Source organism: Sedimentimonas flavescens, assembly GCF_019264375.1.
Lineage (GTDB): Bacteria > Pseudomonadota > Alphaproteobacteria > Rhodobacterales > Rhodobacteraceae > Rhodobacter > Rhodobacter flavescens.
Window position 1 is genome coordinate 20,264 of record NZ_JAHVAI010000020.1, and the last position, 17,633, is coordinate 37,896.

Genomic DNA, 17,633 nt, shown 5'->3' on the forward strand with positions numbered 1-17,633 from the left:
CCCCTCCCCTGAGCGTCGAGGCCGCGCCCGCCGTTCCTTCCCGGCGCCGGTCCTCATGCGCAGGGCGCCATCCCCCGTGAGAGATGGCGCCCTGCGGTGAGATCGCGCGGCCTCGCGCTATTTTTTTGCATCCGATCATTCAGAGCCCATGCTCGGGCTTGTCGCCACCCGGCCAAGCAGGGCTACCGGCTGGCCTCGATGATACGCCTCGCCAATATGAGGAACTGGCGCTGCTCGGCCAGGGAAAGCGGTGAGAGTGTCAATGCGTTCACGGTCTGCGCGGCTGCGATAGCGGCCCCACGCTTCTCCTTGGCGGCTTCGGTCAGGAAGACGTGCTGCACCCGCCCGTCTTCCTCGTTCTTTGTGCGGACGATCAGCCCGTCACGCTCCATCCGTGCAAGCGTATTGGCCATTGTTGCCTGCTTGATGCTGAGCCGCTCCACAAGCTGCCCCTGCGTCAGACCGTCTGCCTCCCAAAGCTCCAGAAGAACAGGGAAGGCGCCGATACTGAGCCCCAGCGGCTTGATCCGCTCCGAGAGCCCGTGAGCAAAGAGTCGCGCCACATGGTTTACGAGATAGCCAGCGGACCGGTTCTTGTCGAAATCCATTGATCATTCCCCTCTTCATAGCTAGCTATTCATTATTATATAGCTAGCTATATAACGTCATTATCGGAGGTGTTCCATGTCCAAAGTAATCCACCCGATCGCCGGCGCGGTAGCTTTGCTGATGATCGCCAGCTTCTGGCTTTCTACCGTTGTTGTCGAACTGAGTGGTCGCGCGGCGACCATAGCAACTGTCAAATCGATGATCCCCTGGGGCTTTAGCGTTCTGATACCGGCTCTGATCGTGGCGGCCATCTCGGGCCGCAGTCTTGCGAAAAAGCGAGGCGGCCCGATTCTGGCGCGAAAGCAGAAACGTATGCCCTTCATCGCCGCCAATGGCATCCTCATCCTCGTACCGTCTGCCTTCTATCTATCCTTCAAGGCGCAGGCCGGGGATATGGATGTCGGGTTCTACCTCGTTCAGGCCCTCGAACTGATTGCCGGTGCAGTCAACATTACCCTTCTTGGGCTCAACACAGCGGACGGACTACGGCTGTCGGGCAAGTTGCGCCGCCCGCCGGTGTCACGAGGCTGACGGCCTGCCCGGAGCCACGCGCGGCTCCGGGCGGGGCGCTCTGCTGCGCCGGTCGAACACCGGCTCAGCGGCCACGTCTCAGCCCGCCACAACCGACACCGGCCGCCCTTGGGTCAGCCCCTGCACCTTCTCGACGATCGCACGGGCGTCGATCCCGTGATGACGGTAGAGGTCGCCGATGGTGCCGGTCTGGCCGAAATGCTCGACCCCGAGCGGGATGGTCCGGTGCCCCTGGACCGAGCCGAGCCAGGCCAGCGTCGCCGGATGGCCGTCGATGACGGTCACCAGCTTGCAATGCGGCGGCAGGTCGCGCAGCAGAGTCTCGATATGGCTCTCGGCATTCGCATTGCCGCGCGAGCGGGCACGTTGTGCCGCCGTCCAGCCAGCGTTCAGCCGGTCAGCCGAGGTGACCGCCAGAACGCCGACATCGCGCCGCCCCTCGCCGATCATACCGGCGGCGTTGATCGCCTCGGGCGCGACGGCGCCCTGATAGGCGATGACCACGTCGCAGTTCGGCCCCGGCTTGCGCAGCCAGTAGGCCCCGTCGATCGCGCCTTGGCGGAACGCGTCGTCCACGCGTTTTCCCGGCTGCTCGATCGGGTTGGTCGTCAGCCGCAGATAGACGCTGCCACCGGTTTCATCGCGAAGCCAGGTCCGCTCGTCGGGATCGCCGTCGCCATCGCGCTGCAAGTAGTCGAAGGCCCATTCCATGATCACCGCCAGCTCGTCCGCGAAGGCGGGTTCGAACGCGGCCAGCCCGTCCTGGCTCATGCCGATCAACGGCGTCCCCACCGACTGGTGTGCACCTCCTTCGGGGGCCAGCGTCACACCCGAGGGTGTACCAACCAGCAAGAAGCGAGCATCCTGGTAGCAGGCATAGTTCAGCGCATCGAGACCGCGCACGACAAAGGGATCGTAGACAGTGCCGATCGGGATCAGCCTCTTCCCGAACAGGCTGTGGCTCAGCCCTGCCGCCGCAAGCAGCAGCATCAGGTTCATCTCGGCGATGCCCAGTTCGATATGCTGACCCTCGGGCGTGAACTCCCATTTCGCGGTGGAAGGAATACGGTGCTCGATGAAAGCATCGGCCTGCTCGGTGCGGGCGAAAAGCTTGCGCCGATTCACCCAGGGGCCGAGGTTCGTGGTGCCGGTCACATCGGGTGAGGTGGTGACGATCCGCTCGGCAAGCTGGCTGTCACCCTTGGAAAGGGTGTCAAGGATCTTGCCAAAGGCCATTTGGGTCGAGGTTTCCTTGGCGGTATCGATCTCGATCGCCGGAACTTCGATCACCTCATCGCTATAGCGGCGGCGCCCTTTAGCGAAGAACGGCACCTGATCCAGGAACTTCTGCAGCGCGGCGACATCCTGCACCGTGGCGAACTTGTCCCACTCCTGGCCCGCAGGCACGCCCATCTGGACCTGCCATTCCGCCATCTGCGTGGAGTTCATCAGCCCGCCGTGATTGTCCTTGTGCCCGGCAATCGGCGTACCCCAACCCTTGACGGTATAGGCCAGGAAACAGACCGGACGGTCATGGTCGATCGCATCGAAGCTTTCGGCCATGGTCTGCACGCAGTTGCCGCCCAGGTTTTCCATCAGCGCGGCCAGTTCTTCATCCGACCGTTTCTCGATCAGCGCGGTCACGTCACCCTGGTCGCCCAGATCGTCCATCAGCCGCTTGCGCCAAACCGCCCCCCCCATGAAGGTCAGCGCGGAGTAGAGCTGGTTGGGACAGCTGTCGATCCACGCACGCAGCTTCTCGCCGCCCGGCTCCTGGAAGGCCGCGCGCTGCAAGGCGCCGTATTTGATCTTGACCACATCCCATCCGAACGCGTCGAAGATCTGCTCGATCCGCTTGAACAGCCCCTCGCGCACCACGCCATCAAGCGACTGGCGATTGTAGTCGATGATCCACCAAGTGTTGCGCAGATCGTTCTTCCAACCTTCCTGCAAGGCCTCGTAGATATTGCCTTCGTCCAGTTCGGCATCACCGACCAGCGCCACCATACGGCCCATCGGCGCACCCTGCCCCCAGGCCTTCGCCGAGATATAGTCCTGCACGATCGAGGCGAAAGAGGTGATCGCAACGCCAAGCCCGACCGAGCCGGTCGAGAAATCGACATCGTCGATATCCTTGGTCCGGCTAGGATAGGACTGCACCCCGTGGAACCCACGGAAGTTCTCCATCTTCTCACGCGTCTGGTTGCCCATCAGGTATTGGATCGCGTGGAAGACCGGGCTGGCGTGCGGCTTGACCGCGACCCGGTCCTCGGGGCGCAGACTGTGGAAGTAGAGCGCCGTCATGATCGACACCATCGAGGCCGAAGACGCCTGATGCCCGCCAATCTTGATCCCGTCGACCTTGGGCCGAATGTGGTTGGCGTTATGGATCATCCAATGCGACAGCCACAGGAGCCGCTGTTCGATGGTTTTCAGATGGGTCTGGCGGGTCGGGGTCATGGCCATCCTCTTGTTATCTTGGCATGGGGGCGATCAGGCGGCGCTGCTCAGCCTTCGATACGGGTGCTGACGATGGCCCCGTTCAGCTTGACCGGGTTCAGGATCGTCTGGGCGTTGGGGCTATGAGCAACCGACTTGCGGTGCAGTTCGGCGAACTCTTCTTCGCTCGCGTCACCGGTTGCATGGATCGTGTAGCGGATCTCGGGGAAGCCCACGGTCGCATTCGAGCCGATCCCGAGGAAGCCACGCAGATCGAGCGTCGCGTCAAAGTCGATCCGAACCGATTCAAGCTGGATGCCCGCAGCGGTTGCACCGGCGATAAAGCTGACCATCATGCACGAGCCAAGGCCCGACAGAAGCAGTTCCTGCGGATTGGCGCCATGGTTGTTACCCATCAGCTGGCGCGGCTCGTCGGACTTCCAGCTGAACGAGCGGCTGACCTGATGCGGGCCAACCTTCATCGCCTTGGTCTCGGTCCGCGAGCGCGTGCCGCTTTCCCAGTTGATCTCGATGCCATACTCCATCACCGCCTCTTCGGGGGTGTTCTGGACTTCGTTGACGAATTCGCTGAGCGCAGCGGTGGGGATGCTGTTACGCATATGCGGGTTCCTTCTTTGCGTAGATGGCGGCAAGAGCCTGTTCAAAATCAGCGATCAGATCGGCGGCATCCTCGATCCCGACCGAAAGTCGTACACAGCCGGGGTCAATGCCGACATCGGCGCGCTGGCGCGAGGTGAACGTCGCCTGCGAGGTGTTGAACGGCAGGCTGATCAGGCTTTCCACCCCGCCGAGGCTGGTGGCCTGCTTGGGGATACGCAGCGCGTTCACAAGTCGCAGCGCGGCGGCGTCACCGCCCTCGATCACGAAGGTGATGTTGCCGGTGCCGTTCTTCAGCAGTCGGCGTGCCGTGGCATAATCCGGGTGGCTTTCGAGGAAGGGGTAGAAGACCTTCTTCACGCGCGGATGGCCCTCAAGGTATTTGGCCAGCGCCGTCGCGCTTTCCTCATGCGCGCGCATCCGCACCGCCAGCGTCTTCAGTCCGCGCTCCAGCAGGAAACAGGCATGGGGATCGAGCGAACCGCCGTAGTTCAGCAGGCGCGGCCAGATCATGTCGATCAGCTTGCGCGGACCAGCCGCAACCCCGGCGATCAGATCGCTGTGGCCGTTGAGGTATTTCGAGGCCGAATGCACGACCACGTCGACGCCGTGTTCCAGCGTCCGCATCGCCACCGGCGGCGCGAAGGTCGCATCGATCACCAGACGCACCTTGCGCCGCTTCGCAATCTCGGCCAGGCGCGGAATGTCGATGATCTTCAGAAGCGGATTGGTGATCGCCTCAAAGTACATCAGTTGCGTATTGGGCTGGATCGCCGCCTCGATCGCGTCGAAATCGTAGGAATCGACCATCGTGCAGGACATGCCCATGGTCGGGAATTCCTGGTTGAACAGGTTATAGGTGCCGCCATAGAGGTCGCTGGAGGCCACCACATGCGCACCCTTGTCGACCAGCGCCATCACCGTGCTGGTGATCGCCGCCATGCCCGAGCTGAAGACGATCGCCGATTCCGCGCCTTCGAGAGCCGCCAGCTTTTCCTGAACGGCCCATTGCGACGGGTTGCCATAGCGCGAATAGATGAACCGGTCGCGCGCGAAACCCTCTTCCACCGATTGATACTGATTGTCGTTCAGCACAAAGGTCGAGGCCTGATAGATCGGCGTACCGACCGCGCCTGTGCGCGGATCGTCATGGGTCCCCGCATGGACTGAGACGGTCGACATGCCGGAACCGGGCGCTGCGTGATCGGCCAGGAACGGGCCGGGCTTGCGCGCGCGATCAAGAGTGTTGAGCCAGTCGTCCGCTGTATGACGGGGCGACTTGCTGGACGGATCACCAAGAATCTTCTCGTTGGACACGTATTGCTCCTGTGCTGATGAAAGGAGACGCGGGCAACTCCCACGTCCGTCGCCGAATTTCGTCGAAAGGGTCAGGCGGCCTGCATGTTGTGCGCGCCAAGCGCGTCATAGAGATCGTCGATGATGTCATCGACCGCTTCGAGCCCCACCGAGAGACGGATCAGCCCTTCGGCGATGCCATGCGCGGCGCGCTCTTGGGGCGTATAGGTCGAATGGGTCATCGAGGCGGGATGCTGGATCAGGCTTTCGGCATCGCCAAGGCTGACCGCGCGCTGGATCAGATTCAGCCGGTTCATGACCGCGATACCGCCCGCCTTGCCGCCCTTGACCTCGAAGGGGATCATCCCGCCGAAGGCAGCCATCTGCCGACCGGCGAGATCGCGCTGCGCGAAGCTGTCGAGGCCCGGATAGGCCACGCGGAGCACGGCCGGATGCGACTCGAGCGCCAGAGCCACCTTCATCGCGCTCTGACAGTGCCGCTCGACGCGCAGCTCTAGCGTCTTGATCCCGCGCAAAAGCAGCATCGCCGTCATCGGCGACATGACCGCACCGGTCATATCCTTGACGCCGACAAGCCGGATCTGGGCGATATCTTCCGCGCGGCCAACCACGAGGCCGGCGATCACATCGCCATGGCCCCCAAGAAACTTGGTCGCGGAATGCACGACGATATCGGCGCCATGCTCGATCGGCCGGGTCAGCACCGGGGTAGCATAGGTATTGTCGACCACCACCTTGGCGCCATGCCGATGCGCGATCTCGGCCACCGCCGCAATATCGACCAGATGGTTGTTCGGGTTGGCCGGCGTTTCGAAATAGACAATCTTGGTCTTGCGGCTGATCACGGCGGCCAGGTTCGCCGGATCGGTCAGGTCGACCAGCGTGACCTTGACGCCAAAGCGCGGCAGGCCATGGGTCATGAAGGCGAAGGTGCAGCCGTAAAGCGTCTTGTCGATGATCACCTCATCGCCTGCCTCCAGGAAAGACCACAGGGTCGAGGTGATCGCCCCCATGCCCGAGGCAGTGCATAGCCCGGCCTCGGCACCTTCGAGATCGGCGATACGCTCTTCCAGATGGCTGAGCGTCGGATTCGAGATGCGGGTATAGAAGTGCCCGGCTTTCTCGCCAGCAAACATCGCGCCCCCGGCCTCGGCCGTATCGAACGTGAAGGTCGAGGTCATATAGATGGGCGGGTTCAGGGCGCCTTGCTCCGACCGGGCATCATAGCCGTGATGAATGGCGCGGGTGGCGAATCCCTTTCCGGCGGTGTTCATGTCGATACTCCCCATTGAATTGAGGGCAGTATACGCTGGTCAGATTGCGTATTTATTGCTATATTAGCCAATGCTAGCGCAATTTTTGGAATAATATGCCAACATCACCCAAATTAGACGCCACAGACAGGCGCATCGTCCGCGCCCTTCAGCGGAATGGGCGCATGACCAACCTGGAGCTTGCGTCGGAGATCAACCTGTCGCCGTCGCCCTGCCTGCGGCGGCTGCGTATCCTTGAGAAAAGCGGTGCGATCACCGGCTATAGCGCGAATGTCGATGCGCAGGCTTATGGTCTTCCGGTTCTGGCCATCGTGCGGATCAGCCTGGAAAAGCACACCGAGGAAACCGTGAATCGCTTCGAGGCGCGGATCAGAACGACACCCGAAGTGCTGGAATGCCTTCTCGTGACAGGGGTATCTGACTATCTGCTGCGGGTCGTGGTCAGCGATCTGGAGGATTATGAGCGGTTCGTGCGCGAACGCTTGCATCCCATCGGCGGGATCAGCTCCATCGACACCAACTTCGTTTACAGTATCGTCAAGCACACACATGTCTTTCCCGAAACCCGGGATTGAGACGAAGCGCTGCGCGCTAGGCCGGTCCGGCAGATGCGCGCCACACCCAAATTCATCGCCAACCCAAGAGAGACCAAGACATGAATACTGCGTGGCTGATGCTTATTCTCGCTGGCCTGTTTGAGATCGGCTGGCCACTGGGGCTCAAGAACGGATACTCTGATCAAGGCGCCAACTGGCCCTGGATCGGCTTCGCGGTGCTCTGCATGGCGATCAGCGGCGTGCTCTTGTTGCTTGCACAGCGAACGATCCCCATTGGCACCGCCTATGCGGTCTGGACGGGCATCGGGGCGGCCGGAACCTTCTTGGTCGGCGTATTCCTGTTCGGAGACGCCTTGAGTCTGGCGCGCGCGCTGTCGGTGCTGCTGATCATTGCCGGCGTCGTCGGACTCAAGCTCGCGGCCTAACGGAAGCGTCGCGATCGGGCCGGGCCGCAGTTTTGAGGGCCGAAGGTTCCCCGCCGCCCAGACTCTCGGGTCTGAGCGACGGATGATCGGTTGAAGCGGTCGCCCCTTACTCGAAGACCGACATCACCTCTTCGAGCGGCTTCTTCATCTTTGCGACGGCGGGAACCGTGGCTTCCTCTGCCGGCCATCCGACGGGGATGATCATAACGCCCTTTTCATGCGCAGGTCGGCCGCAGAGCGCGGGAAGAAACTTCATGGGGTTCGGGGTATGCTCAAGGCAGACCAACCCTGCATGATGGATTGCCGTGATCAACATGCCGGTCGCAATGCCGACGCTTTCGGGGACGTAGTAATTCTTGTAGCGCTCCTGATCGCCGGTAAGACCATAGCGCTGCGCGAAGACGACGATCAGCCAGGGGGCCGTCGTGAGGTGGGGCTTGGAAACGCCGGTTCCGATAGGCTCCAGGGCTGCCAGCCATTCATCCCCCGCGCCTCCCGCGTAGAAGTCGCGCTCTTCTTCTTCCGCCGCCTCCCGGATGCGGGCTTTCATCTCTGGGTTTGCAATCGCCACGAAATGCCACGGCTGGTGGTTCGCGCCGGAGGGGGCGGTCGCGGCAGCCTCGATGCAGGCAGTGATGATCTCTTTCGGGACCGGCCGGTCGGAGTAGTCGCGCACGGAGTGCCGTTTGCGCATATAGTCCCGAAACGCTTCTACCGCCTTCAAGGCTTCGGCGTCGGGCAGCTGAACCCGATCCGGCAGGGGAAGCGGTTTGTAGGAAACCTCGCCTTTCTTGAACATGCTCAAATCCTCGCATTTGTATGAGGGGGACAATAGGGCCTGCGCTGGAAAGGGCCAACAAAGAGATCGCTCTCGTGATCCGGAGACGTGAATCCTCTGCGCAACGGCGGCGCGATGCCGCGAGCACAGAGCAGGCCGCGGCAAGATGATCGCGCGGCTTCACGGCCCGGCACCCCCGGCGGCACTGCTTGTGTGATGCATAGCCGAACGCGCGTTGACAGATTTGGAACGTTCCACTAAAAGAACTGGAACGTTCCATACGCTGACAATAACTAGCGCAGCCGTTTTCTGCGGTACGAGGAGAACCAAGTTGATGACGGAAGTCAGAGTTGCCGTTCTGGGGGCGTCGGGTTGGATGGGGCGGGTCCATACGATGGCCTATCAGACCTTCCCGCATTTCTTCGGTGCCGATGACGGGACGGCCCGTGTCGTGGCGCTTGTCGCGGCGGACGCCCAAGATGATCTCGCATTTCGAGCACCCGGCGCCCGGATCCTACAGGATTGGAAAGCTGCGGTCGCAGACCCCGAGATCGACCTGATCGACGTCTGCCTGCCCGACAACATGCACTACGAGGTCGCCAAGGCAGCCTTGCTTGCTGGAAAGCACGTCTATTGCGAGAAGCCATTGGCCGACACAGCGGCCGAGGCGCGGGAACTGGCCGATATCGCCCGCCAGAAGGGACTGATCACACGGGTTGGCCACGCCTTTCCCCGAAACCCAGTTCATGACCTCGCCAAGGAGATCATCGACTCGGGCGAAATCGGCGAAATCAAGCTATTCAAAGGCTGCCAGCACATCGATGTATTTGCTGATCCGCTCGCACCATACATGTGGCGCGCGGATGGCAACCTGGCGCCAACCGGTATCGTCGGAGATACCGGCAGCCATGTTTTCAGTTTCATGAACTTCCTTGTCGGACGCGTCAGTTCGCTGATTGCGGACAACTTCATTGTCACTCCCACGCGCCCGGTCGTTCGAGATCTCGCCATCGGCGAACAGGCCACCCTGAGCGGCGAAGAAAAATGGTCCGAAGTGACCAACCCGGATGGCACCAACATGCTATGCCGCTTTGCCAACGGCGCGCGCGGGATCGTCGATTTCAGCCGGATCGCGACCGGGCGGAAATTCGTCCAGACCTACGAGGTCTACGGCACCAAAGGGAGCCTTCTCTATAACTACGATGAGGTAAACCGACTGCGGTTCTACAGCAGTGACGACAAGACAGGCCGTCGTGGCTTTCGAGAGATCGACGTCGGACCGGAGAACGACACCTACCGGTCCTTCCTGCCGCTTCCGAACTTCGCGCTCGGCTACAACGAGAGCAAGATCATCGAGGCCGCAGAGGTCATCCGCTCCATCGTCGCGAACCGTCAGATGTGGCCAACATTCGAAACGGGTCACCACCTTTGTCAGATTGTTGATGCCTGCATGGAGTCATCGCGCCAGCGACGGTGGGTAGAGATCGAATGACCCAGAAGATCCCTCAGCACATCCTTGATGCTCTGACCGATGTCGAAATGCCGCGTCTTGGCCAAGAGCCTGACTTCCCCGAGAACGCCGAAATCGCGGGTTGGAATATTCCTGTTCGCAGATCTGCTGCAATCGTCGTGGGTAGCGGCGCCGCGGGACTGCGAGCGGCAGTCGAATTGAAGCGCAGAAACATAGATGTAAGCATCGTCAGCCAGAGCGCCTGGGGAGGAACATCCGCCTGTTCCGGCTCCGACAAGCAGACGCTGCACACGGCGAATACAGCCGACCGGGGTGACAACTTCAAGGAAATGGCGCGTGCGATCAGGTCGGGCGGTGCGATGGACGAAGACACCGCCTATATCGAGGCGGTTGGTTCCGTCCGCGCCGTGGCATCACTGCAATTCCTTGGTCTGCCTTTGCCGCAGGATACTCTGGGCGGGACACTTCGCTATCAGACGGACCATGACGAGGTTGGCCGCGCGACGAGTTGCGGGCCGCGAACGTCGCGCTTGATGGTCAAGGTTCTGGCGCAGGAGGCCATCCGGCTTGAGGTTCCCTTCTTCAACCAGACGACGGTCATTCGGATCCTGACCGAATGCCGCGATGGCGCGTCCCGCGTGACGGGTCTCCTTGCGGTCAGGTCCAGAAACCAGAGCGACGAGAACCCGCTTGGGCTGGAGCTCTTCTCATGCCCCACGGTGGTATTGGCAGCGGGCGGGCCCGGAGAGCTTTATCGCGACAGTGTTTTCCCGAATGGCTGCTTTGGCTCACTCGGTCTCGCGCTGGAGGCGGGCCTGGAAGTCGTGAACATTACGGAAAGCCAGTTCGGCATCGGGACTCGGCGCGAGGGCTTTCCCTGGAACCTGTCCGGCACCTATGTTCAGGTCATTCCGCATATCTATTCGGTCGATGCGGATGGAAGCGAGCACCATTTCCTTTCGGATTACTATCGGACGACGCAGGAACTGGCGTCGAACGTTTTCCGGAAAGGGTATCAATGGCCCTTTCACGCGACGCGCATGCTGGATTTCCAGTCGAGCCTCGTCGACCTCGCCGTCTTCCAAGAAACGCAGAAAGGCCGGCGGGTCTACATGGACTTCAACCGCAATCCGGAGCCGGTGCCGGGCGATGAACCGTTCAGCCTGTCGCGGCTTGACGACGATGTTCGGACCTATCTGACAAATGCAGGGGCGAACCAGGGCGCGCCGATCGACCGTTTGCGGCACATGAACCCGCTCGCGATTGAACTCTATCGTCGCTACAAGATCGATATCGCCGCCGAGCCACTGGAGTTCGCCGTCAACAATCAACACATGAACGGCGGAATAGCGGTCGATATCTGGGGCCGCACGAACATCCACGGCATCTACGCGATCGGAGAGGCCGCTGGCACGCATGGGATCACAAGGCCCGGCGGCGCGGCTTTGAACGCGGGTCAGGTCTTTGGTACGCGCGTGGCGGAACACATTGCCGCAGCTTCTCGCACAGCCATTCAGCTTTCGGAATGCAGCACTGTCGCGATTTCGGTCGAGATCGACCGGATCAAGCAGATGCTGAAGACCGACGTTGGCCTGCCGATCAAGACGATCCGGCACGAAGTTCAAGCCCGGATGAGCGATAGCGCCGGTATTCTGTGCCGGTCAGACGAGGTGGCCGAAGCGCTCGCTGCCGCCCGCGCATTGAACCAGTCGATCCGTGCCGCTGGCGTAGCTTGCAGTCGCGCCGGAGAGATCGCCCGGGCCGTGCAATGGCAGCAGATGGCGCTGGTTTCGGAGGCTGTGCTGGCTGCGCTCGACTTCTACATTCGTCAGGGCGGCGGCAGCCGCGGCGCCCGCGCGATTTGCGACCCTGCGGGCGAGGCGCTGCCGATGTCGGCTCGGGGGCCGCTTTCGGACATGAGGTTCCGCGTCGAGCGCGAACAAGACAAATCCGAGCAGATTCTAGTCCGACTGGAGGGGGACCAGATGGCAATCACCACGCGCCCCAATCGTTCGTTTGATGAAACCGCAAAGGCATTCTTTGAGCGGGACTGGCCCGCTTGGCTCACCGGCACGATCTTCGATCTGGACAATGGGATGGTGGGATCATGATCACGTTCAACTCAACGAAAGCCATTGCCATCGGGGAAGCGATGATCGAGATGGCCCCTGTGCAAGACGGGCTTTATCGTCGGGGCTTTGCGGGCGACACTTTCAATACTGCATGGCACCTTGCACAGGCGCTTGGTTCCCGGGGCAGGGTCGGATTTGCAACAAGGGTCGGAACAGATCGGCTCTCCGACGCCTTTGTCGCGGAGCTGGACAGCGACGGGCTCGACACGTCGTCGATTGGCCGCGACGCCGAGCGTACCATGGGGCTTTACCTGATCGAGCTTGATGGAGTTGAGCGGAGTTTTCACTATTGGCGAAAGGACTCGGCCGCACGTCTGATCGCCGATGACCGCGAATGGATGGAGCAAGCGTTCGTCGGGCAAGGCCTTATTCATCTGTCCGGCATCACGGTAGCTATCCTGCCCGAGTCCGCCCGAACTCACCTGATCGATGCGCTATCAAGCGCACGCGCACGCGGTACCCGAGTGTCTTTCGACCCCAATATTCGACCTCGGCTGTGGTCATCGAACGAAGAGATCCGCTCGACGATACCTCGTTTTCTTGAAGTCGCCGATATTGCGCTTCCAAGCTTTGACGACGAGCAGACAATCTGGGGAGACGCGACACCGCACGACACGGTTGCGCGGTTTTCCGCGTCAGGCGTAACCGAAATCATCGTTAAGAACGGTGCCGGTCAGGTCGCCATGCTGGTTGATGGCCACGAAGCTCAGATCGATACGCCGGCCGTCTGGGAGATTTGCGACACAACGGGCGCTGGCGATGCTTTCAATGCCGGATACCTCGCCGCGCGCTTGATCGGAAAGCAGCCGCGAGCGGCGGTTGCCTTCGGACAGCAAATGTCAGGCGAAGTCATTCGACATTTTGGCGCACGGATACCGAAAGACTCGGTTCCGCCCATTGCGCGCAGCCTTATCGATGACTGAACCCGGCACACACCGTGCCGAACTCCCGCTCCAAGGTGGCATTCCGAACGGCTTTGTCAGGTTGCTGACGTCGCCGCGTCCGGGTAGTTCAGGTCCATGTTGAACATCGAAGATTTGTCGCGGATCAAAGGCTTTCGGTTTCCGAAGAGTGTCATCGGATACGCCGTCTGGGCCTACCACCGGTTTGCTTTGAGCCTGCGCGACGTGGAGGATCTTCTGGCGGAACGGGGTGTCACCGTTTCCTACGAGACAATCCGTGACTGGGTGAACCGCTTCGGCCACAGGTTCGCCGCCAAGATCCAGCGTGATCGGCCAGTGCCGGCCGACAAATGGCATCTCGACGAGGGGCTTTGTCAGGTTGTTGCCGCTCAGACACAGCTTGGCGCAAGGGATCGAGCGCGCGGGGAATCTCCTCAGCCGTGACCATCAACGGAATGCTCACCATGCCGGAACGGCAGAACGCGCAGGATCGTGTTCGGATGTCCACGACACCGGCCGGTTCGATGATGTCCACCAATTTCTGCCGCATGCCGTCGCTTTGTCAGAAAATGATTGCCAGCCCTATGTTCAAATACCTCCGAATTGAAGACTTGGATTGTGAAAAATGAGAGGTGAACACATCATGCGAGGCGGACAATTGGCAAACCGCGCGTTTGTATTTCTGGCGTTCCTGGCCGCAATCGGCGCAGGTCCCGTTTACTCCCAGAGTTCCGAAGCCACTGTGGACCAACCTGCGAACGGCGGGGCAATTCCGGTCAACGTCGACAACTTCATCCGTGCCGCGACAAACATCGAGTTCGGCAAATATGCCGCCCTCTCCGGAGGGGTGAACAAGTTCTACCACTTCCGCGATGTGATGCCTGTCGACGCTCAGACGACCATCAGCGCGAACCGGGATACGCTCTATAGCACCGCGATCATCGATATCAGCAAGGGCGCCACCTTCACCCTTCCCGATGTCGGCGATCGCTACATGTCGGCGATGATCATCAACCAGGATCACTACCTCAACAAGGTCTTCCACGGCGGCGGCACCTATACGCTCGACATGGACACGTTCGGAACGCCCTATGTCGCGGTCTACCTGCGCGTGCTGCTGGATACGACCGACCCTGCGGACGTGGCTGCCGTGCACGCGATCCAGGACCAGATGTCGATCGATGCCGCCGCGTCCGAACCCTTCGTCGTGCCGCCCTATGACGAGGAAAGCTATAAGGGGCTTGTGCGGGCCGCCGTCGGTGTCGGCGCCTACCTGCCGGACAGTTTCCGCATGTTCGGCAAGAAGGAAGATGTCGACCCGGTCCGGCATTTCATCGGGACGGCCGGGGGCTGGGGCGGGTTGCCCGAGCATGAGGCGCTCTATCTCGGGATCGCGCCGAACCTCCCGGTCGGGAAATACAAGATCGAGGTGCCTGCCGAGGTCCCCGTCAAGGATTTCTGGTCGGTCAGCGTTTACGATGCGGACCGCTATTTCGCGCCGAATGATTTGGACGCCTATGTTGTCAACTCAGTCACGGGCGAGCGCAATGCCGACGGCTCCATGACCGTGCACCTGGGCGGCTGCGAGGACGGGCGCGTGAACTGCCTGCCGCTCGTCGAGGGCTGGCAATACACCGTGCGGCTCTATCGGGCAGCGCCGGAAGTGCTGGACGGAAGCTGGGTCTTCCCCGGCGTCGAACCCGCGAATTGACAGAAAGGATAGAGACTATGCGACATCTCCTTCTTGCCATTGCGCTCTGCGCACCCGCATCAGTCCTCGCCGAGGACATCACGATCCAGAACCTCATGCGCGCCGAGAGCGACACGATGTTCCGGCTCTCCATGCAGAACAACGGAACCGGTGTCGGCGAGATCGCCCATGAGCGCGAAGTAACCTCCGCCGACAAGCCGCAGCCGATCATCCGACCGAACCAGGACACCTTGTATTCGGCCGCCATCATCGACCTGTCCGAGCCGGTGACGGTGACGCTGCCCGAGGGCGACGGGCGGTTCCAGTCCGTGCTGGTGATCAGCCAGGACCACTACAACTTTGCCTACGCCAAGCCCGGTTCCTATAAGCTGACCGAGGAGGAGGTCGGGACCCGTTTCGCGATGCTCCTGTTCCGCACCTTCATCGACGCGGGCGATCCCGACGATGCCGCCCGCGCCCATGCCGTGCAGGACGGAATAACCCTCGAAGGCGGCGGAACCGGCCCCTTCGAGGCGCCGGGCTGGGATCTCGAGAGCCTTGCAGCAGCGCGGAAGGCGGTCAGTGACCTCGCCTCCGTCGTCGGCCTTGATGCCAGCATCGCCTTCGGCCGCAAGGACGAGGTAGACCCGCTGGGTCACCTGATCGGGATGGCGGGTTGGGCTGGGCAGCCGGCCACGACGGCCTCGGCCTTCCTTGACGTCGTCCCCATGAATGATGGCAAGACCCCCCATGCCGTGACGCTGCGCGACGTGCCGGTGGATGCGTTCTGGTCGATCACCATCTACGACGCCGACGGTTTCCTCGCGCCCAACGATCTGGGGCGGAACAGCTACAACAACACCTCGGCCACCCCGAACAAGGACGGCTCCTACACCATCCATTTCGGCGCCTGCGAGGACGGGCGGATCAACTGCATCCCGATCACGCCGGGCTGGAACTATACGGTCCGTCTTTACGAACCGCGGGCCGAGATCCTTGATGGAAGCTGGACTTTCCCGGAACTCGAGGCCGTCAACTGACCACACCAACGGCCCGCGCACGACGCGGGCCGACCGATTTGCAGCAGGAGCTTTCAATGTTGATAAAGCCACTTATCCAAAGAGCCGGCTACGCTCTCTTCTTGGCAATGTTTTCGGCGAACGGTGCAGTGGCGGAGGAAAAGCCACGGCTCATCCTCCAGATCACGGTAGATCAGCTGCGCGGCGATCTGCTGCAACGCTACTTCGATGCATTCGGTCCGGGTGGGCTCCGCTACCTGATGGAGGGCGGCGTCTATTACGACAACGCCCATCACGCCCACGCCAATACCGAGACAGTCGTCGGCCACACCACTCTCGCGACCGGAGCGCATCCCGCCGCGCACGGGATGGTGGGCAACCTTTGGTACGACAGGAAAGAGGGCCGCACTGTCTACAACGTTGAGGATCCAGACTATCCGATACTCTCTGACGGGGCGGGCGTCAGCGCCAAGACCGAGATCGACCCCACGCAGCTCGCGGCGGGCACCGACGGCCGCTCGCCGAGGGCAATCCTGACGACGACCTTTTCGGACGAGCTGTCGATCGCGACACAAGCTCGGGCCAAGGTGTTCGGCGTATCGGTGAAGGACCGGGGCGCGGTCTCGATGGCGGGTCACACCGGCAAGGCATTCTGGTTTTCGAAAGCGGCCGGACAGTTCGTGACCTCGAGCTACTACTACGACGCCTATCCGGACTGGGTGACTGACTGGAACGCGAAGGATCTGCCCAAACGCTACAGCGGCACCGCCTGGGAGCTTCTTCACCCAATCGAAAGCTACCTGTTCGCAGAGCGTGACGATCAGCCCTGGGAGCCGGAATTCGCGGGCTTCGGCCGGGTCTTTCCGCATCCCTTCTCGACTGCGGATGACCCCTATTTCACGACCCTTCTGACGCTTAGCCCCGCGGGGGACCAGATCACCGCCGACTTCGCCAAGGCTTTGATCACCGCCGAGGAACTCGGTGACGACGAGGTGACCGACTACCTCTCGGTCAGCTTCTCCGCTACGGACTATATCGGGCATTTCTTTGGCCCTTCCAGCCTCGAGTCCGAGGACAACCTGTTGCAACTCGACCGGACTCTGGCGGACCTCTTTGCCTTCATTGATGCCGAGATCGGCCTCGACCGGACCCTGATCGTGCTCTCGGCAGACCACGGGACACCCGAAGCGCCGGGATATCTTCAGGAACTCGGTCAACTTGGCGGCTACGTCGCTCCCGACGAGTGGGATACGGCTGCGGCCGCCGAGCGTATCCGCGAACGGTTCGGCATCACCGGAAAGCTCATCGAGGGCTACGACCACCCCTATCTCAACCTCGCGGAAGAAACGCTCAGCATCGAGGGTGTCGATCCCGTCGAACTGCAAACCGCCATCGCCGACGAACTGGTTGCCCTCGACGGGGTCGCCTATGCGGTGCCGAGTGCCCGGCTGCGCGAGGGGTCGGTTCCAGACAACGCGCTAACCCGCGCTGTCCTGAACAACTACAATCCCGACCGCTCCGGCGACATCTACGTCGTCTTCAATCCTGGGTGGTTCATCGCCGACTTCGACGGGCTTTCGGTTACTGCCACCCATGGCTCGCCCTGGCGCTATGACAGCTATGTCCCGATCATCTTCGCGGGCTTCGGACTGGCGCCGCAACCGGTGTCCAGACGGGTTCTTACCGTCGACGTGGCGACAACGCTTTCGGCAGTCGCGGGCGCGCGTCCACCCGACGGCGCCGCGGGGGAGGTGCTGAGGGAAGTAGTCGGTCACTAGGCGCGGGCATTGTTGGTACAGGCTGCGTTGCACAAATCAGCTGACGGTCGAGTTTCCCCTTTCCCCGGACAGACTTATCCTACGACCTTTGTG

General features: G+C 61.6%; 16 protein-coding genes and 1 pseudogene. 11 read left to right on the forward strand and 6 right to left on the reverse strand.

Annotated features, from left to right (window positions below; genetic code table 11):
* Window positions 1-182: 182 nt before the first annotated feature.
* Entirely contained in the window at window positions 183-608 is a 426-nt protein-coding gene (locus KTQ37_RS15050; protein WP_218631332.1) for a MarR family winged helix-turn-helix transcriptional regulator, read from the reverse strand.
* Window positions 609-684: 76 nt separating this feature from the next.
* On the opposite strand from KTQ37_RS15050, the gene KTQ37_RS15055 reads away from it, so the two are divergent.
* Window positions 685-1,140, forward strand: coding sequence for a hypothetical protein (locus KTQ37_RS15055; protein WP_218631333.1), 456 nt, complete (start codon window positions 685-687; stop codon window positions 1,138-1,140).
* A gap of 78 nt (window positions 1,141-1,218) precedes the next feature.
* Here the strand turns inward: KTQ37_RS15055 and KTQ37_RS15060 are convergent, their stop codons facing one another.
* From KTQ37_RS15060 to KTQ37_RS15075, 4 genes are all read right to left on the reverse strand, one after another.
* Window positions 1,219-3,600: a 1-deoxy-D-xylulose-5-phosphate synthase N-terminal domain-containing protein gene (locus KTQ37_RS15060; RefSeq protein ID WP_218631334.1), complete on the reverse strand. Its 2,382-nt coding sequence runs from the start codon at window positions 3,598-3,600 to the stop codon at window positions 1,219-1,221.
* Between the two features lie 47 nt (window positions 3,601-3,647).
* Window positions 3,648-4,199, reverse strand: coding sequence for an OsmC family protein (locus KTQ37_RS15065; RefSeq protein ID WP_218631335.1), 552 nt, complete (start codon window positions 4,197-4,199; stop codon window positions 3,648-3,650).
* Window positions 4,192-5,514 (reverse strand): trans-sulfuration enzyme family protein, encoded by a 1,323-nt coding sequence (locus KTQ37_RS15070; RefSeq protein ID WP_218631336.1) that lies wholly within the window; start codon window positions 5,512-5,514, stop codon window positions 4,192-4,194. The genes KTQ37_RS15065 and KTQ37_RS15070 overlap by 8 nt, the downstream gene beginning before the upstream one ends.
* Window positions 5,515-5,585: 71 nt before the next feature.
* Window positions 5,586-6,788, reverse strand: coding sequence for a methionine gamma-lyase (locus KTQ37_RS15075; RefSeq protein ID WP_218631337.1), 1,203 nt, complete (start codon window positions 6,786-6,788; stop codon window positions 5,586-5,588).
* A gap of 95 nt (window positions 6,789-6,883) precedes the next feature.
* Between KTQ37_RS15075 and KTQ37_RS15080 the strand changes: the two genes are divergently transcribed.
* The gene (locus tag KTQ37_RS15080; RefSeq protein ID WP_218631338.1) at window positions 6,884-7,363 is read left to right on the forward strand and encodes an Lrp/AsnC family transcriptional regulator; all 480 of its coding nucleotides are present in this window, start codon (window positions 6,884-6,886) and stop codon (window positions 7,361-7,363) included.
* Window positions 7,364-7,443: 80 nt separating this feature from the next.
* Window positions 7,444-7,770 carry a DMT family transporter gene (locus KTQ37_RS15085; RefSeq protein ID WP_218631339.1) on the forward strand — a complete coding sequence of 109 codons (327 nt, stop codon included), beginning with the start codon at window positions 7,444-7,446 and terminating at the stop codon, window positions 7,768-7,770.
* Window positions 7,771-7,876: 106 nt separating this feature from the next.
* On the opposite strand, the gene KTQ37_RS15090 is transcribed toward KTQ37_RS15085, so the two are convergent.
* Window positions 7,877-8,569, reverse strand: a complete 693-nt coding sequence (locus tag KTQ37_RS15090) for a nitroreductase family protein (RefSeq protein ID WP_218631340.1) — start codon at window positions 8,567-8,569, stop codon at window positions 7,877-7,879.
* A gap of 313 nt (window positions 8,570-8,882) precedes the next feature.
* Here KTQ37_RS15090 and KTQ37_RS15095 point away from each other — a divergent pair, with 313 nt between their 5' ends.
* The 8 genes and pseudogenes from KTQ37_RS15095 to KTQ37_RS15130 all read left to right on the forward strand — a co-directional run bounded on the left by KTQ37_RS15095 (window position 8,883) and on the right by KTQ37_RS15130 (window position 17,540).
* Window positions 8,883-10,040 carry a Gfo/Idh/MocA family protein gene (locus KTQ37_RS15095; protein ID WP_218631341.1) on the forward strand — a complete coding sequence of 386 codons (1,158 nt, stop codon included), beginning with the start codon at window positions 8,883-8,885 and terminating at the stop codon, window positions 10,038-10,040.
* Window positions 10,037-12,130, forward strand: coding sequence for an FAD-dependent oxidoreductase (locus KTQ37_RS15100; protein ID WP_218631342.1), 2,094 nt, complete (start codon window positions 10,037-10,039; stop codon window positions 12,128-12,130). The genes KTQ37_RS15095 and KTQ37_RS15100 overlap by 4 nt, the downstream gene beginning before the upstream one ends.
* A complete protein-coding gene (locus KTQ37_RS15105) occupies window positions 12,127-13,074 on the forward strand; it encodes a sugar kinase (protein ID WP_218631343.1) in 948 nt (315 codons plus the stop codon). The genes KTQ37_RS15100 and KTQ37_RS15105 overlap by 4 nt, the downstream gene beginning before the upstream one ends.
* 96 nt (window positions 13,075-13,170) lie before the next feature.
* Window positions 13,171-13,419, forward strand: a pseudogene (locus KTQ37_RS15110) (IS6 family transposase); the annotation flags it as partial.
* A 74-nt stretch (window positions 13,420-13,493) separates the two neighbouring features.
* Window positions 13,494-13,682, forward strand: a complete 189-nt coding sequence (locus tag KTQ37_RS15115; RefSeq protein WP_218631344.1) for a hypothetical protein — start codon at window positions 13,494-13,496, stop codon at window positions 13,680-13,682.
* Between the two features lie 113 nt (window positions 13,683-13,795).
* Complete coding sequence (locus tag KTQ37_RS15120; protein ID WP_218631345.1) at window positions 13,796-14,764, forward strand: DUF1214 domain-containing protein; 969 nt, start codon at window positions 13,796-13,798, stop codon at window positions 14,762-14,764.
* A 17-nt stretch (window positions 14,765-14,781) separates the two neighbouring features.
* Window positions 14,782-15,783: a DUF1214 domain-containing protein gene (locus KTQ37_RS15125; RefSeq protein WP_218631346.1), complete on the forward strand. Its 1,002-nt coding sequence runs from the start codon at window positions 14,782-14,784 to the stop codon at window positions 15,781-15,783.
* A 107-nt stretch (window positions 15,784-15,890) separates the two neighbouring features.
* Window positions 15,891-17,540 carry an alkaline phosphatase family protein gene (locus KTQ37_RS15130; RefSeq protein WP_218631347.1) on the forward strand — a complete coding sequence of 550 codons (1,650 nt, stop codon included), beginning with the start codon at window positions 15,891-15,893 and terminating at the stop codon, window positions 17,538-17,540.
* Window positions 17,541-17,633 lie beyond the last annotated feature (93 nt).